The 24,616-nt window shown below is 70.4% G+C and carries 21 protein-coding genes; 13 read left to right on the plus strand and 8 right to left on the minus strand.

Annotated elements, in window-relative coordinates; all coding sequences use genetic code 11:
- The first annotated feature begins 33 nt into the window (after positions 1–33).
- The 9 genes from YIM_RS02640 to YIM_RS02680 all read left to right on the plus strand — a co-directional run bounded on the left by YIM_RS02640 (position 34) and on the right by YIM_RS02680 (position 8,981).
- Complete coding sequence (locus YIM_RS02640) at positions 34–495, plus strand: DUF3180 domain-containing protein (RefSeq protein ID WP_153028811.1); 462 nt, start codon at positions 34–36, stop codon at positions 493–495.
- A 69-nt stretch (positions 496–564) separates the two neighbouring features.
- Entirely contained in the window at positions 565–2,298 is a 1,734-nt protein-coding gene (locus tag YIM_RS02645) for a DUF6779 domain-containing protein (protein WP_153028812.1), read from the plus strand.
- A 133-nt stretch (positions 2,299–2,431) separates the two neighbouring features.
- Complete coding sequence (locus tag YIM_RS02650; RefSeq protein WP_153036739.1) at positions 2,432–3,565, plus strand: PrsW family intramembrane metalloprotease; 1,134 nt, start codon at positions 2,432–2,434, stop codon at positions 3,563–3,565.
- A 135-nt stretch (positions 3,566–3,700) separates the two neighbouring features.
- Complete coding sequence (locus YIM_RS02655; RefSeq protein ID WP_153036740.1) at positions 3,701–4,603, plus strand: Rossmann-like and DUF2520 domain-containing protein; 903 nt, start codon at positions 3,701–3,703, stop codon at positions 4,601–4,603.
- Entirely contained in the window at positions 4,604–5,515 is a 912-nt protein-coding gene (gene panC / locus YIM_RS02660) for a pantoate--beta-alanine ligase (RefSeq protein WP_153028813.1), read from the plus strand. It begins immediately after the preceding gene.
- A gap of 9 nt (positions 5,516–5,524) precedes the next feature.
- Positions 5,525–6,031: an aspartate 1-decarboxylase gene (gene panD, locus YIM_RS02665; RefSeq protein ID WP_153028814.1), complete on the plus strand. Its 507-nt coding sequence runs from the start codon at positions 5,525–5,527 to the stop codon at positions 6,029–6,031.
- 111 nt (positions 6,032–6,142) lie between these two features.
- Positions 6,143–7,645 (plus strand): lysine--tRNA ligase, encoded by a 1,503-nt coding sequence (lysS, locus tag YIM_RS02670; protein ID WP_153028815.1) that lies wholly within the window; start codon positions 6,143–6,145, stop codon positions 7,643–7,645.
- Between the two features lie 136 nt (positions 7,646–7,781).
- A complete protein-coding gene (locus tag YIM_RS02675) occupies positions 7,782–8,129 on the plus strand; it encodes an Lsr2 family protein (protein ID WP_153028816.1) in 348 nt (115 codons plus the stop codon).
- A gap of 273 nt (positions 8,130–8,402) precedes the next feature.
- Complete coding sequence (locus YIM_RS02680) at positions 8,403–8,981, plus strand: TIGR03086 family metal-binding protein (protein ID WP_153028817.1); 579 nt, start codon at positions 8,403–8,405, stop codon at positions 8,979–8,981.
- Between the two features lie 29 nt (positions 8,982–9,010).
- Here the strand turns inward: YIM_RS02680 and YIM_RS02685 are convergent, their stop codons facing one another.
- A complete protein-coding gene (locus YIM_RS02685) occupies positions 9,011–9,835 on the minus strand; it encodes a (2Fe-2S)-binding protein (RefSeq protein ID WP_153028818.1) in 825 nt (274 codons plus the stop codon).
- 374 nt (positions 9,836–10,209) lie between these two features.
- Here YIM_RS02685 and YIM_RS02690 point away from each other — a divergent pair, with 374 nt between their 5' ends.
- Together YIM_RS02690 and YIM_RS02695 are read left to right on the plus strand one after the other, a co-directional pair.
- Complete coding sequence (locus tag YIM_RS02690) at positions 10,210–12,768, plus strand: ATP-dependent Clp protease ATP-binding subunit (RefSeq protein WP_153028819.1); 2,559 nt, start codon at positions 10,210–10,212, stop codon at positions 12,766–12,768.
- A 110-nt stretch (positions 12,769–12,878) separates the two neighbouring features.
- Positions 12,879–16,061 carry a BTAD domain-containing putative transcriptional regulator gene (locus YIM_RS02695; RefSeq protein WP_153028820.1) on the plus strand — a complete coding sequence of 1,061 codons (3,183 nt, stop codon included), beginning with the start codon at positions 12,879–12,881 and terminating at the stop codon, positions 16,059–16,061.
- An 87-nt stretch (positions 16,062–16,148) separates the two neighbouring features.
- Here YIM_RS02695 and YIM_RS02700 read toward each other — a convergent pair whose 3' ends face one another.
- Complete coding sequence (locus YIM_RS02700) at positions 16,149–16,952, minus strand: ABC transporter permease (protein WP_153036741.1); 804 nt, start codon at positions 16,950–16,952, stop codon at positions 16,149–16,151.
- Positions 16,953–16,957: 5 nt separating this feature from the next.
- Positions 16,958–17,926 (minus strand): ATP-binding cassette domain-containing protein, encoded by a 969-nt coding sequence (locus tag YIM_RS02705; protein WP_153028821.1) that lies wholly within the window; start codon positions 17,924–17,926, stop codon positions 16,958–16,960.
- A gap of 110 nt (positions 17,927–18,036) precedes the next feature.
- On the opposite strand from YIM_RS02705, the gene YIM_RS02710 reads away from it, so the two are divergent.
- Entirely contained in the window at positions 18,037–19,014 is a 978-nt protein-coding gene (locus YIM_RS02710) for an endonuclease/exonuclease/phosphatase family protein (protein ID WP_153028822.1), read from the plus strand.
- On the opposite strand, the gene YIM_RS02715 is transcribed toward YIM_RS02710, so the two are convergent.
- The 3 genes from YIM_RS02715 to YIM_RS02725 form a co-directional block, all read right to left on the minus strand.
- The gene (locus YIM_RS02715; RefSeq protein ID WP_228004518.1) at positions 18,998–19,816 is read right to left on the minus strand and encodes a Sir2 family NAD-dependent protein deacetylase; all 819 of its coding nucleotides are present in this window, start codon (positions 19,814–19,816) and stop codon (positions 18,998–19,000) included. The two genes, YIM_RS02710 and YIM_RS02715, sit on opposite strands and share 17 nt — an antisense overlap.
- On the minus strand, positions 19,813–20,115 hold the full coding sequence (locus tag YIM_RS02720) for an antibiotic biosynthesis monooxygenase (protein ID WP_153028823.1): 303 nt from the start codon (positions 20,113–20,115) through the stop codon (positions 19,813–19,815). Before YIM_RS02720 ends, YIM_RS02715 begins: the two co-directional genes overlap by 4 nt.
- 140 nt (positions 20,116–20,255) lie before the next feature.
- Positions 20,256–21,677 carry a M1 family metallopeptidase gene (locus tag YIM_RS02725; protein ID WP_153028824.1) on the minus strand — a complete coding sequence of 474 codons (1,422 nt, stop codon included), beginning with the start codon at positions 21,675–21,677 and terminating at the stop codon, positions 20,256–20,258.
- Between the two features lie 14 nt (positions 21,678–21,691).
- Here YIM_RS02725 and YIM_RS02730 point away from each other — a divergent pair, with 14 nt between their 5' ends.
- The gene (locus tag YIM_RS02730) at positions 21,692–22,456 is read left to right on the plus strand and encodes an alpha/beta fold hydrolase (RefSeq protein WP_153028825.1); all 765 of its coding nucleotides are present in this window, start codon (positions 21,692–21,694) and stop codon (positions 22,454–22,456) included.
- Here YIM_RS02730 and YIM_RS02735 read toward each other — a convergent pair.
- Together YIM_RS02735 and YIM_RS02740 are read right to left on the minus strand one after the other, a co-directional pair.
- Positions 22,446–23,507, minus strand: coding sequence for an N-acetylmuramoyl-L-alanine amidase (locus tag YIM_RS02735; RefSeq protein WP_153028826.1), 1,062 nt, complete (start codon positions 23,505–23,507; stop codon positions 22,446–22,448). The genes YIM_RS02730 and YIM_RS02735 overlap by 11 nt on opposite strands.
- Positions 23,508–23,691: 184 nt before the next feature.
- A complete protein-coding gene (locus tag YIM_RS02740; protein WP_153028827.1) occupies positions 23,692–24,567 on the minus strand; it encodes an A/G-specific adenine glycosylase in 876 nt (291 codons plus the stop codon).
- Positions 24,568–24,616 lie beyond the last annotated feature (49 nt).

Here is a 24,616-nt window from a genome sequence, read left to right on the forward strand (position 1 = left end):
AGCCAACCACGGCCGGCTGGGTACCGTGGAGTAATGCACTTCACCAGGCCTCGCGAGCTGGTCGTCGCCGGGCTGCTCGGTCTTGTCCTCGGCTTCGGCCTGTTCGAACTGTTCTACGGCGAGCTGCCGCGGTTCCCGCTGCTCGCCGGGCTGCCGCTGCTGGTCGTGGCCGCGGTCGAGGTCGCCCTGGCGTTCACGCTGCGTAGTCGCATCCGCTCCGGTCGGGTGCTGGACGCCATCGGCATCGCCCGCGCGGTCGCGCTGGCCAAGGCTTCTTCGCTGCTGGGCTCGCTGATGACCGGTGCGTGGATCGGCGCGTTGGCGTACCTTGTTCCGCGCGGCGGTGACAACGCCGCCGCCGCTGGTGACACGCCTGGTGCGGTCGGGGGAGCGGTGTGCGCGGCCTTGCTCGTGGGTGCCGCGCTCTGGCTGGAGCACTGCTGCCGCGCGCCGGAGTCGCGTGATTCCGATCATCCCGGACGGCCTACCGGTTAACGCACAGAAGTCACCGCTCGAAGTACCGAATGGGTCTCGGTCGGGTTACTAGAAGGTACGGTATTGAGCATGACTGGCGTGGGTGACGACTCGCGCGGCCGCCGTTCGGGTAGGCCGTGGCTCGTAGTCGGCTTTGCCCTCGTGGTCGCCGCGACCGCCGCTCTTGTGCTCGCCCAGGACCTCCGCTGGCTGCGGCTGGGCATCATCGCCGCCCTGTGGGCCGCGCTGATCGGTGCCTTCATCGCCGCCAAGTACCGCAAGCAGGTGACGGCCACCGAGGACGAGGTGGCGCAGGCACAGGCGGTCTACGAGCTGGAGCTGGAGCGGGAGGTCGCCGCGCGCCGCGAGTTCGAGCTGGAGATCGAGGCGGAGAGCCGCGAGCGGGCGCAGGAGGATTCGCGCGAGGAACTGGACGCGCTGCGTGCCGAAGTGATCGCGCTGCGGGAGAGCCTGCAGTCGCTGTTCGGCGGTGAAGTGCTGTTCGAGCAGGTCGCGCTGACCGCGCAGGCGACCAGGATGCGCTCGCTCAACGAGGACCAGCGCCTGGTGCAGGCGTCCAGCTCGACGGTGAAACCGGCGCAGATCGCCGCCGCGAAAACCCCGGTCGACGACCTGAACGACCGGCCGACCGAGCTGATCGAGCGGGTCGTCGAGCGCAAGGTGGTCACCCCGGAGCGCCGTCGCCGGATCATCGACGCCGAGATGGTGCAGAAGCCGGGCGAGAGTTCGCAGAGCCTGCCGAACGTGCTCAACCCGCCGTCGGCGCAGTCGCAGCCGCAGCGCCGCCAGGAGTCCGCCGAGGACGCCGGTCCGCCGACCCGCCGGGTGCGCCCGGCCGACAACGTCGGCTCCGCCGCCGCGCGGGCCAGCAAGGCCGCCGGTGAGGCCAGGGCGGAGTCCGCCCGCCGCCAGGCGAAGCAGGCCGAGCTGGACCACGCCGCGATGACTCCGCCACCGCCGTCGAAGCGCCGCGTGCCGCCGCCCGCCGCGCCGAAGCCGGAGGAGCGCCGCCCGCGTCGCGAGGACCTGACGCGCCCCGGCATCACCCCGCCGCGTCCCGCGCCCAAGCCCGCGCGGGCGCCCGAGCCGCCCAAACCGAAGCCCGCGGCGCCGAAGCCCGCCGCCGCGCGCGCCGAGCCGGACCGCTATCTGCCCACGGGGCGGCCGACCGAGGTGTCGAAGGAGTTCGACCTCGACTGGACGGCCGAGCCCGCCTGGGACTCGGGTCGCCGCAACGGGGGCACGCAGCACAACGGGGGCGCCCAGCGCTCCGGCGGCCGTCGCCGCGCCGAGCACACCGGTGAGTACGAGGCCGTGCGCCAGCAACCGTCGCAGCAGCAGCCGAAACCGCCGGAGCAGCCGAAGCCCGCCGAGCCGGCGCCGCGTCCCGCGCGCCGCCCGGCGGAGCCCGCCGCGGCGAAGCAGAACCCGACGCTGCCGCCGTCGGTGCGGGCCATCCAGAGCGAGGGCCGTCCAGGCGGCCGTCGCCGCCGCGACGACGAGGGCGGCGGTTACCAGTCCTCGGCGAGCCTGCCGCTGCCGAAGCCGGCCGCCAGTGCCGAGCCGGCCCAGCCGGTCAACGGCGGCGGGCGCAGGCGTCGTGCCGAGGGCGAGCCGCCGTCGTGGGAACGCCTGGCCGAAGCTGCCCCGGCGAACGGCTCCCGGCACACGGGCGGCCACTCGAAACAGGAAGCCGAGAAGCCGGAGGGCACGCACGCCGCGGGCCGCTCGGTGAACGAGCTGCTCGCCGCGCACGGTGCCGGTGGCACCACCCCCCGCCGGCGCCGCCGCGCCGAGGACTGACGCGAGCCCGTAGCCACGTTCGGGTCCGCCGGTCGGAGGACGGGGCGCTGGGCCGAGGGGGACTGCGTATGGTCTGCAGACCGTGATCGCCACTTCGACGATTCAGCGACGGCACCGGCCGCGCCGGATCACCGTGCTGCTCCCGGTGCTGGGGCTGATCGTGCTCGCCCTGTGCGGCCTGGTCCTGTTCGGCCTGCTGACCTCACGCGTCGGCGTGCTGGCCGTGGTCATCGGCGTGGTGGCCGCGCTGGTACCGGTCGGCGTGGTGGTCGCCGCCTTTCTCTGGGTGGACCGCTGGGAGCCCGAACCGGCCGGTCTGCTGCTGGTCACCTTCGCCTGGGGTGCCTTCGTGGCCACCGCCACCGCGCTGTTGATCAACAACACCGCGGAGACCGTCGGCGACCTGCTGCTCGGCAGCGGCAACGGCAGCACGTTCAGCGCGGTGGTGTCCGCGCCGCTGGTGGAGGAGGCGGCCAAGGCGGCGATCGTGCTGATCGTGCTGATGCGCCGCCGCAAGGAGTTCGACGGGATCGTGGACGGCATCGTCTACGCCGGGTTCTCCGCGGCCGGCTTCGCCTTCACCGAGAACATCTACTACTTCGGCCGCGCCTTCGCCGAGAACGGGTTCGGCGACGGCTCGCACCCCGGCGTGCTCGCCGCGTTCATCCTGCGCGGCGTGCTCTCGCCGTTCACCCACCCGCTGTTCGCCGTGTTCACCGGGCTCGGCATCGGCCTGGCCGCGCGCTCGACCACCCGCGCGGTCCGGGTGCTGGCGCCGCTCGGCGGTTACCTTGCCGCGGTCGCCCTGCACGCGCTCTGGAACGGCGCGGCCACCATCGGCGGGGCCGACGCCTTTCTCAACGTCTACTTCCTGATCATGGTGCCGATGTTCATCGGGGTGATGATGCTGGTGATCTGGCACCGCCGCCGCGAACAGCGGATCGTCGCCGCGGCTCTGCCCGCGATGGCGAACGCCCGCTGGATCGCTCCGTCCGAAGTGGACCTGCTGGCCAGCCTGCCCGGCCGCCGGAAGTGGCGTCGGCAGGCGGGCAAGGAGTCCGGTCGCGGCGCCGCGCGGGCGGTCGGCGCCTATCAGGCCGCGGTCACCGAACTGGCCTTCCTGCGCCGCGCGATGGCCACCGGAACGGCTCCCGCGGACGCCGAAAGCCACCAGGAGGAGTTGATAACCGCGCTGCGGACGTCGCGGGCCGAGGCGGTCCGGTTGTCCAGGCGGGCTTCCCCGCGCGAGGGGAGCCGGAGCGGGTGAAGCTCATCACCTCCCTGCCGACAGCGTCGGGGGCGGCGGCTAATCTCGCCCAGTTGCCGAGGCCGGGCGCGATGAGGCGGGACCGGAACGCATAAGGGAGCATTGACCGGTATGAGCGTCGGAGACAACCGCGCCATGGATCGTCCGGCCAGACTCGCCATCGGCGTGGTCTCGGCCGGCCGGGTCGGCAGTGTGCTCGGGGCCGCGCTGACCAGGGCCGGGCACACCGTGGTCGCCGCTTCCGGGCTGTCCGCCGCGTCCGTGCGCCGGGCCGAGCGCCTGCTGCCGGGCGTGCCGCTGCTGCCGCCGGACGAGGTGGTGCGCAGCGCCGACCTGGTCCTGCTGGCACTGCCGGACGACGCGCTGGCCGGCATGGTCCGCGGCCTGGTGGCCACCGACTCCCTGCGTCCCGGCCAGATCGTGGTGCACACCTCCGGCGCGCACGGGGTGGAGATCCTGGACCCCGCGGTGAAGGCCGGCGCGCTGCCGCTGGCGCTGCACCCGGTGATGACCTTCACCGGGCGCGAAGAGGACATCGAGCGGATGGCGCACTGCTGCGTCGGGGTGACCGCCGCCACCGGCGACGACGCGGCGTGGAACGTCGGCGAGGCGCTGGTGATGGAGATGGGCGGGGAACCGGTGCGCATCCCCGAATCCGCCCGCCCGCTCTACCACGCCGCGCTGGCGCACGGCGCGAACCACCTGGTCACGCTGATCGCCGACTGCGCGGAACTGCTGCGCGGCGCCGGGATCGCCGACGCCGAGCGGGTCCTCGGCCCGCTGCTTTCCGCGGCATTGGACAATGTGCTGCGTCAGGGCGATCGTGCGCTGACCGGTCCGGTGGCCAGGGGTGACGCCGGGACCGTTCGGTCGCACCTGCGGGTGCTGGCCGAACGCGCGCCCGAGATGTCGGCCTCCTACACCGCGCTGGCCCGCCGCACGGCGGCCCGCGCGGCGGGTGCCGGGCTGCTGGCCACGGACACCGCGGCGGACCTGACCGGCCTGCTCGACGACCACGCCCGAGGGGCTGATTCCTGAATGACCACACCGAAAACCGCGCCGAAGTTCACCAGGGGCGGGCTGAACAGCTACCAGCGCCCCGAGGACCTGCGCCGGGTCACCAGGGCACTGCGCCAGGTGGGCCACCAGGTGGCGCTGGTGCCGACCATGGGCGCGCTGCACGCCGGGCACCGCGAGCTGCTGCGCCGGGCGAAGCGGCTGCCGAACACCGTGGTCGGCGCGTCGATCTTCGTGAACCCGCTGCAGTTCGGTGAGAACGAGGACTTCGACGCCTACCCCCGGCCGCTGGAGCGCGACCTGGAGGTGCTCGGTGAGGTGCGGGCGGAGTTCGCCTTCACGCCGACCGCCGCCGATCTCTACCGCCCCGGCGCGGAGGTGACCGTCCACCCCGGTCCGCTGGGCGACGAGCTGGAGGGCGCCGCCCGTCCCGGCCACTTCGCCGGCGTGCTGACCGTGGTGGCGAAGCTGTTCAACATCGTCCGCCCGGACTACGCGTTCTTCGGCGAGAAGGACTACCAGCAACTGGTCCTGATCAAGAAGATGGTCGCGGAACTGGACTTCGAGACCAAGGTGATCGGCGTGCCGACGGTGCGGGAAGCCGACGGAATGGCCCTGTCCTCGCGCAACGCCTACCTCGGCGAAGGTGAACGAGCCGACGCGGTGGTGCTGTCGAAGGCGCTGACCGCGGGCGCGCACGCCGGCCGTGAGGGCGCCGACGCGGTGCTCGACGCGGCGCGCGCCACGCTCGCCGCCGTGCCGTCGGTCGAAGTGGATTACCTGGAACTTCGCGGGAACGATCTCGGCCCGGCCCCCGTCGATGGGGAAGCACGGTTGCTGATCGCCGCACGCGTGGGCCGCACGCGCCTGATCGACAACGTATCCGTCCTGCTCGGTGCGGCCGCCGAGCACGGCATCCCGACCGGAGAGTAGTTCAGCGACATGTACCGGACGATGCTCAAGTCCAAGATCCACCGGGCCACGGTGACCCAGGCGGACCTGCACTACGTGGGCTCGCTCACCGTCGACGAGGACCTGATGGAGGCGGCCGACCTGCTGGCGGGTGAGCAGGTGTGCGTGGTCGACGTGACCAACGGCGCGCGGCTGGAGACCTACGTCATCGCCGGGGAGCGCGGGTCCGGCATCATCGGCATCAACGGTGCCGCCGCGCACCACGTGCACCCGGGTGACCTGGTCATCGTCATCTCCTACGCCCAGCTGGACAACGCCGAGGCGGCGGTCTTCCAGCCGCGGGTGGTTTTTGTCGACGCGGACAACCGGGTGGTGGTGCGGGGCCAGGACCCGGCCGAGGTGCCCGAGGGTTCCGGCCTGCTCAACGGCTCGCTGCCGGTGATCCAGCAGGGGCTGGACGCGGCCGGTTTCCCGGTGGCCGAGACGGTGGACGCGGCCCGGCTGGACGCGTTGCTCCAGGAACAGTCCGAACGCTGAGTACTCCCGGTTTCCGGCAGCACGGAAACCGGGCGCGTTCGCGTGTTCACCGGATTGCGATTTCGGTAATCCGGTTGGCGTAGCCGATCAGCGGGTTCGTACCCTGTGCGCATGAGCGAGAACCCCGCATCCGTTACGAGTGAAGACGACCTGCCCGAACAGATGCGCGTCCGGCGGGAGAAGCGGGAGCGGATTCTCGCCGAGGGCATCGAGCCCTATCCGGTCGAGGTGCCGCGCACGCACGGCCTCGCCGAAATTCGCGCCGCGCACGACGGGTTGCCCGCGGACACCGCCACCGGGGTCCGCGTCGGCGTGACCGGGCGCGTGATGTTCATGCGGAACACCGGGAAACTGTGTTTCGCCAGCCTGCGTGAGGGCGGGGCCGAACTGCAGGCGATGATCAGCCTGGCCAAGGTCGGCGAAGCCGCGCTGGCCGCCTGGAAGTCCGATGTGGACCTCGGTGACCACGTGTTCGTCACCGGTGAGGTGATCACTTCCAAGCGTGGTGAGCTGTCGGTGATGGCCGACGGCTGGCAGCTGACCTCGAAGGCGCTGCGGCCGCTGCCGGTCGCGCACAAGGAACTGGCCGAGGAAACCCGCATCCGGCAGCGTTACGTCGATCTCATCGTGCGCCCGAAGGCCAGGGAAGTGGTCCAAACGCGGGCCGGGGTAATGCGTTCCCTGCGCGATTCCTTCCATCGCCGCGGATTCACCGAGGTGGAGACGCCGATGCTGCAGACGCTGCACGGCGGCGCGGCGGCGCGCCCGTTCGTCACCCGGTCCAATGCCTTCGACATGGAGCTCTACCTGCGCATCGCGCCGGAGTTGTACCTCAAGCGCTGTGTGGTCGGCGGGATCGAGAAGGTCTTCGAGATCAACCGCAACTTCCGGAACGAGGGCAGCGACTCCTCCCATTCGCCCGAGTTCGCCATGCTGGAGTACTACGAGGCGTACGCCACTTACGACACCAATGCGGTGATGACCAGGGAGCTGGTGCAGGAAGCCGCCGAGGCGGTGTTCGGCACCCAGGTGGTCACCCTTTCCGACGGCAGCGAGTACGACCTGTCCGGCGAGTGGACCTCGCTGACAATGTATGGCTCGTTGTCGGAGGCACTCGGTGAGGAAGTAACCCCGGAGACCCCGGTGGAGAAGTTGCGCGCCTTCGCCACCGCGCACGATCTCGAGTTCGATCCCAAACTCGGCCACGGCAAACTGATCGAGGAACTGTGGGAACACTTCGTCGGTGATCACCTGCACGCGCCCACATTCGTCCGGGATTTCCCGCTGGAGACCTCGCCGCTGACCAGGCAACACCGCTCGCAGCCGGGGGTGGCGGAGAAGTGGGACCTCTACGTTCGGGGATTCGAACTGGCGACCGGGTACTCCGAGTTGGTCGATCCGGTGGTCGAACGGCAAAGGCTCGTCGCGCAGTCCCGGCTGGCCGCCGCCGGTGATAGTGAGGCCATGCGGCTGGATGAGGATTTCCTTCGCGCCCTTGAGTACGGAATGCCGCCGAGCGGCGGAGTGGGAATGGGTATCGATCGCTTGCTGATGGCGCTGACCGGGCTCGGTATCCGGGAGACCATCCTGTTCCCGCTGGTTCGACCCGAATAACCCAATCGAGATTTGCGTTTACTCGCGAGAGCGAGTATTAATGTCTTAACCGACAGCTCCTGTCAAGGGGCTTGTGGCCCCACACCCGATCTTTCCTGACCAAGTTGCGAGCTAGCCCTAAGCAGGAGGAAACCCAATGGCGCAGAAGGTCCTTGTCTCACTTGTGGACGACCTGGACGGTTCGGAGGCCGAAGAGACCGTCGAGTTCGGTCTGGACGGTGTGAGCTACCAGATCGATCTGTCGGCCGACAATGCCGAGGAACTGCGCGACGCGCTTGCCCAGTACGTCGAGCACGCCCGGCGCGCCGGTGGCCGCAAGCGTTCCGGTGGCCGTCCGGCCACCAAGGCAGTTGCCCGCCCGGCCACCGTCGACCGCGAGCAGAACCAGGCCATCCGGGCCTGGGCGCGGAAGAACGGCTATCAGGTTTCCGACCGCGGTCGCATCCCGTCCGAGGTTGTCGAGGCCTACCACAAGAAGAACTGAGCATTACCCGGCTCTTCCTGCAGCAGGGGCATCGGCGAACGCCGGTGCCCCTGTCCCATGTCGTAGGCGCGGAATTCACCTCACTTCACCGGCTCGGCCGAGTGCGTTGCGCCACTTAGTGGTCACCGGCGGCTCGCTCAATTCGCTGGTTGTGCCGCTTTTGGATCGAGAATCTCCGGCTGGGGTATTCCGCCTTGATGGGTGGTCAACTCGAACGGCCGGGTTGTCGCGTTTGTTCAAGACAGCGATCACCGGGTGTGAGCTAATCGGCGCATGTCAGAACTACTTCCGCTCGCGGCCGATCGGTTCACCGGGATCGTCCGCGCTATCGAACCGGGCGAACTGGGCGCGCCGACGCCCTGTGCCGACTACGACGTACGGGCGCTGCTGGGGCACCTTTTGTACTGGGGACCATTCCTGCTGGCCGGTGCCCGCCGGTCGACCCCGCCCGAGGCCGGTGATGGCGAGGCCGGGGTCGAACTGGGCGAAGACTGGGCGGCCCGCCTGGAGGCGCAGACCGCTGACCTCGTCGAAGCGTTCGGCCGTCCCGGCGCGCGGGAGGGCATGGCCGCCTTCGGCAGCTCGGAGCTGCCCGCGCCGATGCTCTACGGCATGGTTTTCGGCGAGTTGGTGGTCCACGGCTGGGACCTGGCCCGCGCCACCGGCCGCCCGTTCGACGTGGAGCCCGAGGTGGCGGCCGCGTTGTACGAGGACATCGCGGCGAACGCGGAGACCGCGCGGCAGATGAAGGTGTACGGCCCGGAGGTGCCCGTGCCCGCTTCGGCGCCGATGCTGGACCGCCTGCTCGGTCTCACCGGCCGCGACCCGTCCTGGACGCCTCCGGGCTCATAACGACCGTTCAGTGGTCACGATCGGAACCACTACGACGGACGGGCGCAGGTGCGCGGGCAGCCGTCGCATTCGGCTTCGGCCGGCAGGAGGTAGGAGAAGCAGCAGCTCTCCCGCCGCCTCGCCCATTCGCGCTGCTCGGTCATCCGCAGGGTCGAAGCCGACGTCAGCGGCGCGTAGGTGGCGTCGAGCACCAGCGCCGCGTCGGCGACGCCCGCGCCCTCGTCACCGCCGTGCCTGCCCGCCCACCACAGCGAGTTGTCCAGCGCGTCGGTGGCCGCGGCCCACAGCATGCGCGGGCCGAGCGGGCTGACCTGGCGATAGGCGCGGACGAACCGCGCGGCGTGCGCGATGTAGCGGGCGCGCAGCACGGCGACCAGCTCGTGCTCGTCGGCGACCACGGTGGCCTCCGGCAGCACCGAGCCGGGGTCGCTGGGCAGGCAGTAGAACTCGGTGCCGAGCACCGCGATGCCGTCCGGGTGCGGCCGGTCGCCGGAGAGCTTGAAGGCCAGCTCGCTCGCGCGCAGCGAGGGCACCCGGCGCTCGTGGTGCAGCAGGAGCGCGGCGGCGTACGCGGGGACGTGCAGGTACCACGACATCACGTACCCGGCCGCCGTGCGCTTCGGCGCTTCGCCGTGCCGCGCGCGCAGCCAGTCGCCGAGCAGGTCGTGCCAGCCGGTGAACAGCGAGGGCTCTTCGAGCAGTTCCTCGCAACGCTGCCACTGCCCGCGGCTCGGCCCGGCCGGCAGGTCGAACCGGATACCGGCCCGGTCCTGGAGCCCGTCGACGCGGCGCAGCGACTCCGCCAGTCCGCCGACCGCCGCCCGGGTCAGGTCGCCGGGGCCGCGCAACGACATCGAGCCTCCTGCCTGGGCTGATCGGGTGATTAGGCGTGCCTTACCTTACAGGCGGTCCCGATTCGCGCCAGCCCCGTTCCCCGAAAGTGGGACGAACCACCGTCTTCGGGTTGTTCGCGTTGAGCGGACAGCGCGGCGCGCCCGGAATCCCCCGGCGACCTGCGACGTTGGACCACACGTCAACCATCAGCGGAAACGTCTGAATTCGAGCCCGGCCCGATGGCGGCCGGGTATGCCGACTGACTGAGGCATGAACTGACGTAGTGGTACGCCAGCGCGACCGCATGGCTACTACAGTGGTCTTACGGTGCTGAACTCATCGTGGAAGGAATCGGTGGGTACTCACCGCCGGCGCAGCAGTCGAGGGAGTGGGAATGTTCGAGAGGTTCACCGACCGCGCGAGGCGGGTGGTCGTCCTGGCCCAAGAAGAGGCCAGGATGCTCAACCACAACTACATCGGCACCGAGCACATCCTCCTGGGTCTCATCCACGAGGGTGAGGGTGTCGCCGCCAAGGCGCTCGAGTCACTGGGAATCGCCCTGGAGGGCGTTCGCCAGCAAGTCGAGGAAATCATCGGCCAGGGGCAGCAGGCGCCCAGCGGGCACATCCCCTTCACGCCCCGGGCGAAGAAGGTGCTGGAGCTCTCGCTGCGCGAGGCGCTGCAACTCGGCCACAACTACATCGGCACGGAGCACATCCTGCTCGGCCTGATCCGCGAGGGCGAGGGCGTGGCCGCGCAGGTGCTGGTCAAGCTCGGCGCGGACCTCAACCGGGTGCGCCAGCAGGTACTGCAGCTGCTGTCGGGTTACCAGGGCAAGGAGCCCGCCGAGGCCGGTGGCGGCCGCGGCGAGGGCACTCCGTCGTCCTCGCTGGTGCTCGACCAGTTCGGCCGCAACCTGACCTCCTCCGCCCGCGAGGGCAAGCTGGACCCGGTGATCGGGCGCGGCAAGGAGATCGAGCGGGTCATGCAGGTGCTCTCCCGCCGCACCAAGAACAACCCGGTGCTGATCGGTGAGCCCGGCGTCGGCAAGACCGCGGTGGTCGAGGGCCTGGCCCAGAACATCGTCAAGGGCGAGGTCCCGGAGACGCTGAAGGACAAGCAGCTCTACACCCTCGACCTCGGTTCGCTGGTGGCCGGTTCGCGGTACCGCGGTGACTTCGAAGAGCGCCTGAAGAAGGTGCTCAAGGAGATCAAGACCCGCGGCGACATCATCCTGTTCATCGACGAGATCCACACCCTGGTCGGTGCGGGTGCCGCCGAGGGCGCGATCGACGCGGCGTCCATCCTCAAGCCGATGCTGGCCCGTGGTGAGCTGCAGACCATCGGTGCCACCACGCTCGAGGAGTACCGCAAGTACGTCGAGAAGGACCCGGCGCTGGAGCGCCGCTTCCAGCCGATCCAGGTCGGCGAGCCCTCGCTCGAGCACACCATCGAGATCCTCAAGGGCCTGCGCGACCGGTACGAGGCGCACCACCGCGTCTCGATCACCGACTCGGCGCTGGTCGCCGCCTCCACGCTGGCCGACCGGTACATCAACGACCGGTTCCTGCCGGACAAGGCGATCGACCTGATCGACGAGGCCGGCGCCCGGATGCGCATCCGCCGGATGACCGCGCCGCCGGACCTGCGCGAGTTCGACGAGAAGATCGCCGACGTCCGCCGGGACAAGGAATCGGCCATCGACGCGCAGGACTTCGAGCGCGCCGCGCGCCTGCGCGACGAGGAGAAGACCCTGCTCGGCCAGAAGTCCGAGCGGGAGAAGCAGTGGAAGGACGGTGACCTGGACGTCGTCGCGGAGGTCGACGACGAGCAGATCGCCGAGGTACTCGCCAACTGGACCGGCATCCCGGTGTTCAAGCTCACCGAGGAGGAGACCACGCGTCTGCTCCGCATGGAGGAGGAGCTGCACAAGCGGATCATCGGCCAGGAGGACGCGGTCAAGGCCGTGTCCCAGGCGATCCGCCGCACCCGCGCCGGCCTGAAGGACCCGAAGCGCCCGTCCGGTTCGTTCATCTTCGCCGGTCCGTCCGGTGTCGGTAAGACCGAGCTGTCCAAGGCGCTGGCGAACTTCCTGTTCGGCGAGGACGACGCGCTCATCCAGATCGACATGGGTGAGTTCCACGACCGCTACACCGCTTCGCGGCTGTTCGGCGCCCCTCCGGGCTACGTCGGCTACGAAGAGGGTGGCCAGCTGACCGAGAAGGTGCGGCGCAAGCCGTTCTCGGTGGTGCTGTTCGACGAGATCGAGAAGGCCCACCAGGAGATCTACAACACCCTTCTGCAGGTGCTGGAGGACGGCCGCCTGACCGACGGCCAGGGTCGTACCGTCGACTTCAAGAACACCGTGCTGATCTTCACCTCCAACCTCGGGACCCAGGACATCTCGAAGTCCGTGAGCCTCGGCTTCCAATCCGGAAACGACGTTTCGTCGAAGTACGAGAAGATGAAGCAGAAGGTCAACGAGGAGATGAAGAAGCACTTCCGGCCGGAGTTCCTGAACCGGATCGACGACATCATCGTCTTCCACCAGTTGACCAAGGACCAGATCATCCAGATGGTCGACCTGATGATCGCGCGGGTCGAGACGCAGCTGAAGTCCAAGGACATGGACATCGAGCTGACCGAGAAGGCGAAGGCGCTGCTGGCCAAGCGCGGCTTCGACCCGGTGCTCGGTGCCCGGCCGCTGCGTCGCACCATCCAGCGGGAGATCGAGGACCAGCTGTCCGAGAAGATCCTGTTCGGCGAGGTCCAGGCCGGTCAGATCATCGTGGTCGACGTCGAGGGCTGGAACGGCGAAGACGGCGAGAAGGACGACCAGGCCAAGTTCGTCTTCCGCGGCGAGGTCCGGCCGTCCAGCGTGCCGGACTCCCCGCCGGTGAGCATCGGCGCCTCGGCTGCCGGTGACGACCACCAGGAAACCGACGGCGAGTAGCAGTCGCATACCGAACGACGCCCCCGGAGCCTCCCGCTCCGGGGGCGTCTTCGCGTCCGGAGCCGGGAATGCGGCGGCGCGTACCACGGCTCGTCTGGAAGGCTGGGGGAGTGCGCGTAGTTCTTCTCGGCCCGGTCCGCGTGCACGCGGACCAAGGCCCGCCGATCACGCTCGGCGGTGCGCGCCTCCGCATGCTCCTGGCCAGGCTCGCGCTCGCCGCCGGGCGGGTGGTCACGGCGGAGGCGCTGGCCGCCGACCTCTGGGGTGGTGAGCCGCCCGCCGACGCGGCCAACGCGCTCCAGTCGCTGGTGTCCCGCCTCCGCAAGGCCCTGCCCGAGACCGGCGTGCTCACCTCGGCGGGCGGTGGTTACCAGCTGGCCGCCGACGTCGACGCCGCCCGCTTCGAGACCCTCGCCGCCCAGGGGCGCGCCGAACTCAAGGCGGGCCGTCCGGAGAAGGCCGCCGCGCAGCTCAGCGAGGCCCTCGCGCTCTGGCAGGGCCCCGCGCTCGCCGACATACTCGACGCCGGATTCGCGCACGCCCCCGCCGCCCGCCTCGACGACCTGCGCACCGCCGCCCACGAGGACTGGTTCGACGCGGAACTCGCCATCGGCAGGCACGCCGAGGTCCTCGCCGACCTGGAAGCCGCCGCCGACCGACATCCGCTCCGCGAGCGCCTCGCCGCGTTGCGCATGCGCGCGTTGTCGATGGCCGGTCGGCAGTCCGAGGCGCTCGCCGTTTTCGAGAACGTGCGCCAGACACTGGCCGACGAGCTGGGCGTGGACCCGTCACCCGAGCTGACCGAAACGCATCTGGCCGTGTTGCGCGGTGAGCTGCCGAAGCCGGTCAAGGCCGCGGCGGCCGCCCATCCCGCCGCCTTCCCCGCCCGCCTGACCAGCTTCGTCGGCCGCGACGAAGAGCTGGCGACCATCGCCGCGCGCCTGGCCGAACACCGCCTGGTCACGCTGGTCGGGCCGGGCGGCGCCGGCAAGACGAGGCTCGCCACCGAAGCCGCGGTCCGGCATCCCGAGGCGGAACAAGGCCGCGCCTGGTTCGTGCCGCTGGCCGGTGTGCGCAACGCGGCCGACGTGCCCGCCGCCGTCTCCGCCGCGCTGGGCATCCGCGAACGCCGCGTGATCGACAGCACCTCGCTCGACCTGACCAGGCCCGACGTGCTCGACCAGGTCGCCGAGGTGCTCGGGCACCGCCCCTGCCTGCTGCTGCTCGACAACTGCGAGCACGTGATCGAGGCGGTCGCCGACTTCACCAGCGACCTGCTGGCCCGCATCCCCGGCCTGCGTGTGCTGACCACCAGCCGCGAAGCGCTGGCGATCACCGGCGAGGTGCTGTGCCCGCTCGGCCCGCTGGGCCTGCCGAGCCGTGAAGTGCCCGCCGAGCAGGCCGCGGCCGTGCGCCTGTTCACCGATCGCGCCACCGCGGTCAGTCCCACGTTCACCCTCGACGAGTCGAGCACCGCCGCCGTGGTGGAGATCTGCCACCGCCTCGACGGCATGCCGCTGGCACTCGAACTGGCCGCCGCGCGCCTGCGCTCGATGACCGCGACGCAGATCGCCCAGCGCCTCGACGACCGGTTCCGCCTGCTCACCTCGGGCAGCCGCAGCGCCCTGCCGCGCCAGCGCACGCTGCGCGCGGTGGTCGAGTGGAGCTGGGACCTGCTCGACGAGCCGGAACGCGTGCTCGCCAGGCGGCTGTCGGTGTTCTCCGCCGGTGCCACCATCGAAGCCATCGAACGGGTCTGCGACGCCGACGTGCTCTACGTGCTCGGCTCGCTGGTCGAGAAGTCCATTGTGGACGCGCGACCGGACGAGGGCGGGCAGCCGCGCTACCGGATGCTGGAGACCATCCGCGCCTACGCCGACGAGCGGCTGGCCGAGGCGGGCGAGCGGAAGACCTACACGCGCCGGTACGTGGACTACTACGTCGAACTGGCCGAGCGGCAGGAACCGCGCACCCGCACCCCGGAGCAGCTCGAAGCGATCGCCGTCTTCGACGCCGAGTACGACAACATGATGACGGCGCTGCGCTGGGCGATCCGCGAGCACGAGCCCGAACCGGCGCACCGGCTGGCGCTGGCCATGCTGTGGATCTGGATGGTGCGCGGCCAGCACCCGCAGGCCGTCGAGATCGCCGGCGAGATGATCGCCTTCGGTGCCGAAATCCCGCGCTACGCCACCGCCACCTTCCGGCTGGTCCACGGCATGACCGACGCGGTCCTGCGGGGCGGCGAAGGCGTCCCCGACTTCCGGGAACTGGTCGACGACTGCGTGGAAAGCGGTGCCGCGGAACGGTTCCCGATGCTGGCGATCGCGCTGCCGATGGTCTCCTTCATGATCGGCGACCGGGAGCTGGCGGACCGCGAGATAGCCAGGGCCCGCAACAGCGGGGACAAGTGGGCCCGTGCCTCCGGGCAGTGGGTGCACGGGTTCGTGCTGGGTGATCGGGGCGATCGGGAGGGCGCCAACGTCGCCAGGGCCGGGGCGCTGAGCGAGTTCGAAGCGCTCGGGGACCGCTGGGGCATGAGCATGGCCTGGGGCATGGTGGCCGAAGACCGTTCGCTGCGCGGTGACCACGAAGGCGCGATCGAGGCCTTCCGGCGCGGTTACGAGATGGCGCGCGAACTGGACCTGTTCGAGGAGATGGGCCAGCAGGTCTGGCGGCTGGCGCTGGAGCGCGCCAGGGCGGGCGACCTCGTCGGCGCGTGGGCGGACATGGCCGAGCTGGAGCGGCTCCAGGCCGACCACGCGCACGACGAACTGGCCATCTTCAAGTTGTACGGCAAGGCCGAGCTGGCCCGCCGCAGCGGCGATTTCGCGCTCTGCCGCGAGACGCTGGCCGAGTTGGCGGAGTGGCCGATGGACGGTCCGTTCCCGCCGAGCACCACGGTCGAGTGGACCAGCCGCGGCCTCGCCGCGCTCGCCCTGTCCGAAGGGCGGTTCGACGAGGCGCGCAAGCAGCTCGCCATCTCGGCGCGGGCCACGACCACCCGTCGTGACATGGCCGACCTGGCCCGCAACGCCGAGGTGCTGGCGCTGGTGCGGCACCGCGAAGGCGACGCCACCAGCGCGGCGACCATGCTCGGCCTCAGCGAAGCCCTGCGCGGGATCTTCGACCTCGGCGACCCCGATCTGATCGAGGCGGTCGAGAGCCTGACCGCGGTGCTCGGCGAGTCCGCCTACCAGGACGCCTACCTGCGCGGCTCGCGTCTGTCCAAAGAGGACGCGACGGCGGAGTTGTTCGCGCAGGTAGGCATTTCCGACCAGGCCGAGGCCTAGTTTTCACAAAGCGGCGGAGCTCCCGGAGCGAGAAGACCCCTGAGGTCCGCTACCCGCACCGCCGCGCAAAACACTTTCAAACAGTGGTCAGGTGACGCGCTTGCGGTAGGCGCGCATGGCCAGCGGGAAGAACACCGCCAGCACCCCGGCCATCCAGGCCAGCGCGCCGAGCAGCGGTCCGGCCACCGCGCCGCCGTTGAGCAGGCCGCGCAGCGCGTCGGAGAGCAGGCTCACCGGGCTGATGTCGGTCCACGCCCGCAACCAGCCGGGCATGGTCTCCGACGGCACAAAAACGTTGCTGCCGAAGGTCAGCGGCATGATGAAGACGAACATCAGCCCCTGCACCGCGCCGGGGGTGCGCATCACCATGCCGACGAAGACCGAGGTCCAGCAGAAGCACAGCCCGAACAGCACCACCAGCGCGGAGGCGACCAGCAGTGACGCCGGATCGGTGCTGACCCGGTAACCCATCAGGGTGGCCACCACCAGCAGCACCACCAGGCAGACCAGGTAACGCACCACGTCGGCCAGCACCGCGCCGAACAGCGGGGCGGACCGCGCGATCGGCATGCTGCGGAACCGGTCGTAGAGGCCCTTGGACACGTCGGTGTTCATGTGCACGCCGATGGTCAGCGACACCTGCATGATGTTCATCACCATCACCCCGGGCACCACCATGGTCAGGTAGGCGCCGGTGTCGCCGGAGATGGCTCCGCCGAACAGGTAGACGAACATGGCCAGGAAGACGATCGGCATCAGCACCACGTCGGCCAGCTGCTCGGGGTTCTTGCGCACCTTCAGCACGCCGCGCCAGGCCAGGGTGAACCCGTGGCGCAAGGTCCTGGCCGGACTGACGTGCCGCGGTGGTGCGGCCGTGGCCGGTGCGGTCATCGTGGTCACACCAGGCTCCCTTCTCGTTCGGTGTTCTCCTCGGCGGTGTGCCCGGTCAGCGCCAGGAACACCTCGTCCAGGCTGGGCAGGCGCAGCGCCAGTTCGTCGGCGGTCACGCCGGCTTCGTCGAGCCTGCGGACCAAAGTGGACAGCAGCATCGGGTCGGCCACCGGCGCGGTGAGCAGGCCGGTGGCGGTTTCGCGGTGCGGACGGGCGCCGGTCAGCTCGCCGAGGATGCGCTCGACCAGGTCCAGGTCGGCGGCCGCGGTCGGCCGCACCTGCAGCGTCTGGCCGCCGACGCGCCGCTTCAGCTCGTCGGACCGGCCGTTCGCCACCACCCGGCCGTGGTCGAACACGGTGATCGTGTCGGCCAGCTGGTCGGCCTCCTCCAGGTACTGCGTGGTCAGCAGCACCGTGGCGCCGTCGGCGATCAGGCCCCGGACCACGCCCCACACCTCGTTGCGGGCGTGCGGGTCGAGTCCGGTGGTCGGCTCGTCCAGGTACAGCACCTTGGGCCGGCCGACCAGGCTGGCGGCCAGGTCGAGCCGCCGCCGCATGCCGCCGGAGTAGGTCCGGATCGGCCGGGACGCGGCGTCGGTCAGCTCGAACTGCTCCAGCAGCTCCTTGGCGCGTGCCCTGGCGTCGGCACGGCTCAACTCGAGCAGGCGCCCGATCAGCACCAGGTTCTCGGTGCCGGACAGGTCCTCGTCCACCGAGGCGTACTGCCCGGTCAGCCCGATCAGCCCGCGGACCCGCACCGGGTCCTTCACCACGTCGTACCCGCCGACTTCGGCGTAACCGGCGTCGGGCTGGATCAGCGTGGCGAGAATGCGGACCGCGGTCGTCTTGCCCGCGCCGTTGGGCCCGAGCACACCGACCACCTTGCCGGTCGGCACCTCCAGGTCCACCCCCGCCAGCGCCTTTGTCTCCCCATAGGTCTTCACCAGGCCCTCGGCCCGGATCGCGTGCGACATGTTCTCCTCCTTCACGTGTCGCGTTCGCTGATCACGATGTCCGGGGGAGCTGGCAGACCGCGCACAGCGCGCTGTCACGGGCTGTCAGCGGATTTGGGCATACTGGCGGCATGATCGATCAGCAGGAGGCGCCGCCACGCAAGGTGAGCCCGGGTGCGCGTGTGGTGACCGGACTGCTGTGGCTGGCCACGGTGCCGCTCGTGGTGCTCGTTGTGATGCGCCTGTTCGGCATCGACGGCAACGCCTACACCACGGCCGCGCTCGCGCTGACGCCCTACCTGACCGCGGCGGGCCTGCTGTTCGGGTTGCTGGCGCTGGCGCTGCGGCGGTGGAAGGTCGGCGCGGTGGTGCTGCTGCTGGTCGCCGCCCTGGTTTCGGTGCTGGTGCCGCGCATGGTCGCCGAGGAGCAGCCCGCGGTGACCGGGCGGGAACTGCGGGTGATGGCGTCGAACCTGTTCGTCGGCCGGGCCGAGGCACAGTCCATTGTGGAGCTGGTGCGGGCCAACCAGGTCGAGGTGCTGAGCCTGCTGGAACTGAGCCCGGCGATGGTGGACGACCTCGACCGCGCCGGGTTGTTCACCCTGCTGCCGCACCGGGTGCTCCACCCGCTCCGCGGTGGTGCCGGGTCGGGACTGGTGTCGAAGTACCCGCTGACCGAGGCGCAGCTGGCCGGGCCGTCGAAGTTGCGTCAGCCGAGCGCGCGGGTCGAGTTCGGGGACGGCAGCGGGGTGGAGATCGTCGCGGTGCACCCGATGCCGCCGGTGGAGTCCCCTGTGGACTGGAAGGCGGAGCTGGCCGGACTGCCCGAGCCGACGGCCGACCTGCCGGTGCGCATCCTGGCCGGTGACTTCAACGCCACCTTCGACCACGCGTCGTTCCGCGAGCTGATCGACGCCGGGTACGCCGACGCCGCGGCCGAGTTGGGGAAGGGGTTCCGGCCGACCTGGCCGGGCAAGCTGTTCCCGCCGCCGGTGACCATCGACCACATCCTGGTCGACGACCGGGTGGCCGTGCGCGACTTCCAGGTGTTCGACGTCGCGGCCAGCGACCACGACGCGGTCTACGCCAGGCTCACCGTGCCGGTGTGAGCGCGGAATCGATGCGGGACAACGCTTCCAGCGAGGTGAGCGGGAGCGAGATGCCGCGCCCGTGCCGCACTTCGGCTTCGCGCGGGTTGATCCGGATCAGCTTGCCGGTGGCCGCGCTGGCCAGTTCGGCGTAGCGGCGCACGGTCGGCACGGCCTGCCCGGCGCCCAGTTCGACGACCACCAGGTCGCGGTGCTCGCGGCGCCAGGCGGTGAGCGCTTCGAGCGGGCCGTCGCTGCGGTGGGGGAGCCAGCCGAAGTCGTCGAACATCAGGATGTTCGGGCGGGCGAGGCCGCCGCACTCGGGGCAGGCGGGCAGCGGCGGGTGCGCGCGCATGGTCTCCGGGCCGACGGTGACTTCGACGTTCTCGGCGGACCAGATCCGGTCGGTGCAGTGGGTGAAGCACTGCAGGTGGTGGATCGAGCCGTGCACCTCGCCGACGTGGTCCTCCGGCCAGCCCGCCTGCTGGAACTGACCGTCCACATTGGAGGTGAACACCCTGGTGTTCCGGTTCCACGCACGCAACAGCCCGAAACCCCGATGCGGCACGGTCTTCCGGTACAGGTCGAGGCGATGGCCGAAGAAACCCCAGGCCAGCTCGGGATCCGCGCCGAAGTGGCCGGGGTCGGCCAGCTCGGCGAAGCTCAGGCCGAGCCGGGCGTACGGCGGGTAGGCACGCCAGAAGCCTTCGTCGCCGCGGTAGTCGGGCAACCCGGAGTCGACGCCCATGCCCGCACCCGCGCAGACCAGCACAGCTTCCGCGCCGCCGATCCACTCGGCGGCGCGGTCGATCGGGTCGGTCACCGTTCGACTGTGCTCAGCACAACCTCGAACTCGAGCAGGCTCGCGCCACTGGCCACCGGCTTGCGCTGACCGCCGTGCGCCTCCTTGGCCGGTCCGTCGGCCCACGCGCGGAAGTGCTCCTCGGACTCCCACTTGGAGTAGACGAAGTACCGGTTGTCCCCGGCGACCGGCCGCAGCAACTCGAACGAGATGAAGCCGGGCTGCCCGTCGACCGCGTGGAGGCGCGCCATGAACCGCTTCTCCAACTCGGGCCCGGCGCCCTCTGGAACCTCGATTGCGTTGATCTTCACCACTGCCATGGGGCATAGCGTACGTGTTTAGCGGCCACCCCGGCTTTTCATGCCGCCGTGTTTTTGGCTGTGGACCGGGGTGGGGAAGGGGCAGTGTGGGTGGTCCTGTTCTCTGGCCCGGCTCGCGTGAGTGGCATCGGGTCGACGGTCTACGGGCGGAGGGAGCCGGGGTAGAGGTGGTCATCGGAGGGGAGTTCGGTGCCTCGGAACCAGGCGTCGAAGAACGGGCCCAGGTCGCTCCGGCCCGCCTTCGTGCTGATGAACTGTTCGAACTCCCGCCAGGTGGCGTTCCCGTCCTTGTGCAGGGTGGGCCATTCCCGGAGCGCCGCGGCGAAGGGCTCGTCGCCGATGGTCCGCCGCAGGGCGTGCATGGCGAGGATGCCCTTGTCGTAAACCCCGTCGAACTCGGCGCCCGCGGTGGCTTCGTGCAGTTTCGACGACCACAGCCGCGTGCTTTCCCGCGTCCGGTCGATCGTCGAGCGGTACCGGTCGTCCAGGTTCTCGCCCTCCTTCGCCTCCGCCCAGAGCCACTGGCTGTAGCTCGCCACGCATTCGTTCAGGCAGACGTCCGACCAGTCCCGCACCGAGACCGAATTCCCGTACCACTGGTGCGCCAGCTCGTGCACGACCGTCTCCAGGTCGGCCCAGTTCGCGTAGGTCGGCCGCCCCTGCGTCTCCAGCGAATAGCCGATCCGGTCGTTCGTATAGATCCCACCGGTCGCGGTCTGCGGGTACGGGCCGAAGCGCGACGCCAGGAACTCGACCGCCTCCGCGGTGCGCGCGGCCACCGACCGCTTGTTCTCCGCACCCGGCGCAAACGCGTTCACCAGCGGTTTTCCGTCTGGCAGCGTGCTCCGGTCGAAGGTGAAGCGGTCGATCGCGACGGTGGTCAGATAACTCGCGGCCGGGGTGTCGTCGCGCCAGGTCGAGGTGGTCTGGCCGTTGGCCGTCGTGGTGCTCTCCTCGACCCCGCCCGACACCACCGACCAGCCTTCCGGCACGCGCGCGGTCACCCGGAAGGTGGCCTTGTCCCGCGGCGTCTCGTTCACCGGGTACCAGTACGCGGCCGAATGCGGCTGCCCGACGACGTACGCGCCACCGGACGGCGACGGGTGCCAGCCACCGGCCCCGAGCCCTTCCTCACCACTGCTCGGCTCACCGGAGTACCGAACCCGAGTTATGAACGTCTGCCCAGCTGCAAGCGTTTGCGCCGGGGTGATCACCAGCTCGAAGTCGCCCTCGCGGGTGAACTCCGCACTTCGCCCGTCGACCTCCACCGAGGCCACGTCCAGTCCGCGCAGGTCCAGGTTGAACCGGCTCAGGTTCTGCGTGGCCGTCGCGGTGATGGTCGTGTCCCCCTCGAGCCGCTTGGCCGGCGGGTCGTAGGTGATCGAGACGTCGTAGCCGAGCGCGTCGTACCCGCCGTTGCCGTCGTTCGGGTAGGCGGGGTCACCGGCCCCCGGCGCGCCGGGCGCGGCCACGCCCGGAGCCGGCACCGGCTCACCCGGGCTGCTCGGGGTGCAGCCGATAATGAGCGGCACCAGACCGCAGAGGACGAGGTGGCGGCGCATGGGCGGGAGCATAGATGGACCAGCGTGACACTGTTGTTGACTTCGGTGGCGACGGCCCGCCGATCCTGCTGCTCCACGGGCTGATGGGCCGCGCGCGGACCTGGTGGACGGTGGCGCAGTGGCTCAAGCCGTACGGTCACGTCGTCGCGCTGGACGCCGCCGGGCACGGGCGTGCCGCGAGGACCGGTCCGTGGCGGACGGAGCGCTTCGTCGACGACGTGCTGGACACCATCCGCCACCTCGACGAGGGGCCGGCGATCCTGATCGGACACTCGATGGGCGGGCTGCACGCCTGGGGCGCCGCGGCGGCCGCGCCTGAGCTGGTGCGCGCGGTGGTCTCCGAGGACATGGCGCCGGACCAGGTCGGCAAAACGGTGGACCAGTGGCGCTCGTACTTCGATTCCTGGCCGGTCCCGTTCGAATCGCTCGCGCACGTGCGCGCCTTCTTCGGCGATCTCGGCGACTACTTCACCGAATGCGTGGTCGAACGCGAGGACGGTTTCCACCTCGCCGCGGACCTGGAGGACCTGTACCAGATCGCGGCCGAATGGGGCGTGCGCGATTACTGGTCCATTGTGGACGCTGTGAAATGCCCACTGCTGGTGATCGAGGGCGGCCGGGGTTCGATGCCGCCCGGTCAGCAGGAGCAGGTCGCGGCGCGCGCGGCGGACGGCAGGCACGTGCTCGTGCCGGGCGCGCACCACGTGGTGCACCTCGCCGCGCCCCGGGCGTACCGGGGCGCGGTCGAGGCGTTCCTGTCCGAAGTGCTCAACCGTTGAGCAGTTCTTTCCAGGCCTGCGTGGAGAGTTCGGTGGCACCGGCGGAGCGGGCGCCCGCCGCGTCGGTGAGCACCGCGGCCGCGCGGGCCGCCTCGCTGTCCGTGCCCGGCTTCACCGGGCGCGCCAGCAGCGGCCAGATGTCCGCGCCGAAGAATCCGGTTTCGTCGGCGTGCGCCGAAGCTGTGCACTGGTGCGCTTCGATTCCGCGCGCCGCCACCAGTCCGGTCACAGCATCCTTTGTGGACTGTCCGAACACGCCATCGGTGGGCACGTTGCGGGCGCCGGAGTCGCGGAGCAGGTGCTGCGCGGCGAGCACGCGGGGCCCGGTCTCGCCCGGCTTGAGCAGCGGCCACTCCAAGGGCTGCTCGATCTGCGTGCCGAGCACGTTCCCCACCGCCGTGCGCAGTTCGGGCAGCCGCCCGTAGAGCACGCCGCCGGGGCACTCGGTGGAGTTGAAGTCCCGGTGCCCCTTGATGTTCGCCGTGCCGATGCCGTACTGGCTCGCCATGTACGCGACCAGCTTCACCAGCGAGTCCCACAGCGCCTTCGGCACGTCGACGTCGACGTAGAGGCCCTCGTTCTCGATGCCGATGACCTGGCTGTTGTGCCCGCCCACGTTGGCGCCCTGGACGTGCTTCGTGCCGCCGCGCAGGGTCTTCAAGCTTTCGTGCCTGCCTTCGGTGATGTAGCCGCCGCGGCTGTTCGTGAACTGCTGCCCGGTGTCGATCCAGCCCCGGCTGTCCATGTGGAAGTTCTGGATCGCCTTGGAGATGGCGAACGCGCGTTCCTTGGAGAAGTCGTCGGTGTTGCCGGGATCGACGGTGTGGTGCACCACGATGTAGGTGGGCTTGTGGTTCTCGATGGTGATCGCGCCGCTCGGCGGGCGGGCACCCCAGGCGGCGGTGCTGTAGATCGTCGGTTCCGGTGCGGCTCCCGCGGCCAGTCCGGCGTTGGCGGCGTGTGCCGTCCAGCTGCCGAACGCGCCGACCGCGGTCACGGTCAGCCCGCCCTTGAGCGCTGTTCGTCGGTCGAAACCCGGTTTTCCGGCCATTCGATCTCCCTCGGACAGGGCGCGGCGGTACGCGAGGCCCACCGGCCCAGATCGGTTTCTGGCGGTCATTCGGTTATGCGCAGGTGTTCATCGCAGGGTGCGCTCCGGAACCGTAACCGCCCGGCCACGCACAGACAATAGATAACCAACTTTGGTCTGGAAATGTGAGAACCTGCCCTAAAGATCAATGTTCACCGGGCAGCGCGAACAAGCCGTCGGCCGTTTGCTCGACCAGGCCGTCCACCAGCAGGGAATCCAGGCAGCGATCGCGCTGCCCGGCCTGCGACCAGACCAGGTCCAGCCGGGCCTTCTCGACCGGTCCTTCGGTGCCGCGCAGCACGTCCAGCAGCAGGCCGCGGACCTGCCGGTCGGTGCCGGCGAACTTCTGCACCGCCTTCGCCGGGCCCGCGTAGGCCGGGCGGCCCGCGAGTTGCCAGGCGCATTCCGCGTACACCGGGCAGTCGGCGCACCGCGGGGAACGGGCCGTGCAGATCAGCGCGCCCAGTTCCATCAGCGCGGCGGACAGCTTGGCCGCGCGATCTTCTTCCGGCGGCAGCAGGGCTTCGACGTCGGCCATGTCCCGCGTGTTGGACGGCGGACCGGCGTCGCCCGCCCCGTGCACCGCGCGGGCCACCACCCGCCGGACGTTGGTGTCGACCACCGGCGCGCGCTTGCCGTACGCGAAGGTGGCCACCGCGCGGGCGGTGTAGGCGCCGATGCCGGGCAGCGCCAGCAGAGTGTCCACATCGGACGGAACGACGTCACCGTGCTCGGTGGCGATCACCCCGGCCGCGGCGTGCAGCCGCAGCGCGCGACGCGGGTAGCCGAGCTTGCCCCAGGCCCGCAGCACCTCACCCTGCGAAGCGGCGGCCAGCGAGGACGGCAGCGGCCAGCGCGCCATCCACTCGTGCCAGATCGGTTCGACCCTGGCCACCGGGGTCTGCTGCAGCATGATCTCGCTGACCAGCACGCCCCAGCCGGTGCGCTCGGCGTGCCGCCACGGCAGGTCGCGGGCGTGGGTGGCGAACCAGTCGATCAGGGTGTCGGAGTCGATGGACATTGCCGAAAGTTTAAGCGGCGCGGAGCGCTCCGTTGAGGGCGGTGGTGGG

Source organism: Amycolatopsis sp. YIM 10 (assembly GCF_009429145.1).
Lineage (GTDB): Bacteria > Actinomycetota > Actinomycetes > Mycobacteriales > Pseudonocardiaceae > Amycolatopsis.

Coding starts and splice junctions, on each gene's coding strand:
- panC (WP_153028813.1), top strand. CDS start 4,604: ATGACCACACCGAAAACCGCGCCGAAGTTCACCAGGGGCGGGCTGAAC.
- YIM_RS02725 (WP_153028824.1), bottom strand. CDS start 21,677: ATGCGCCGCCACCTCGTCCTCTGCGGTCTGGTGCCGCTCATTATCGGC.
- YIM_RS02700 (WP_153036741.1), bottom strand. CDS start 16,952: ATGACCGCACCGGCCACGGCCGCACCACCGCGGCACGTCAGTCCGGCC.
- YIM_RS02685 (WP_153028818.1), bottom strand. CDS start 9,835: ATGTCGTTGCGCGGCCCCGGCGACCTGACCCGGGCGGCGGTCGGCGGA.
- YIM_RS02655 (WP_153036740.1), top strand. CDS start 3,701: ATGGATCGTCCGGCCAGACTCGCCATCGGCGTGGTCTCGGCCGGCCGG.
- YIM_RS02735 (WP_153028826.1), bottom strand. CDS start 23,507: ATGGCCGGAAAACCGGGTTTCGACCGACGAACAGCGCTCAAGGGCGGG.
- YIM_RS02730 (WP_153028825.1), top strand. CDS start 21,692: ATGGACCAGCGTGACACTGTTGTTGACTTCGGTGGCGACGGCCCGCCG.
- YIM_RS02710 (WP_153028822.1), top strand. CDS start 18,037: ATGATCGATCAGCAGGAGGCGCCGCCACGCAAGGTGAGCCCGGGTGCG.
- YIM_RS02680 (WP_153028817.1), top strand. CDS start 8,403: ATGTCAGAACTACTTCCGCTCGCGGCCGATCGGTTCACCGGGATCGTC.
- YIM_RS02720 (WP_153028823.1), bottom strand. CDS start 20,115: ATGGCAGTGGTGAAGATCAACGCAATCGAGGTTCCAGAGGGCGCCGGG.
- YIM_RS02740 (WP_153028827.1), bottom strand. CDS start 24,567: ATGTCCATCGACTCCGACACCCTGATCGACTGGTTCGCCACCCACGCC.
- panD (WP_153028814.1), top strand. CDS start 5,525: ATGTACCGGACGATGCTCAAGTCCAAGATCCACCGGGCCACGGTGACC.
- YIM_RS02690 (WP_153028819.1), top strand. CDS start 10,210: ATGTTCGAGAGGTTCACCGACCGCGCGAGGCGGGTGGTCGTCCTGGCC.
- YIM_RS02645 (WP_153028812.1), top strand. CDS start 565: ATGACTGGCGTGGGTGACGACTCGCGCGGCCGCCGTTCGGGTAGGCCG.
- YIM_RS02675 (WP_153028816.1), top strand. CDS start 7,782: ATGGCGCAGAAGGTCCTTGTCTCACTTGTGGACGACCTGGACGGTTCG.
- lysS (WP_153028815.1), top strand. CDS start 6,143: ATGAGCGAGAACCCCGCATCCGTTACGAGTGAAGACGACCTGCCCGAA.
- YIM_RS02705 (WP_153028821.1), bottom strand. CDS start 17,926: ATGTCGCACGCGATCCGGGCCGAGGGCCTGGTGAAGACCTATGGGGAG.
- YIM_RS02640 (WP_153028811.1), top strand. CDS start 34: ATGCACTTCACCAGGCCTCGCGAGCTGGTCGTCGCCGGGCTGCTCGGT.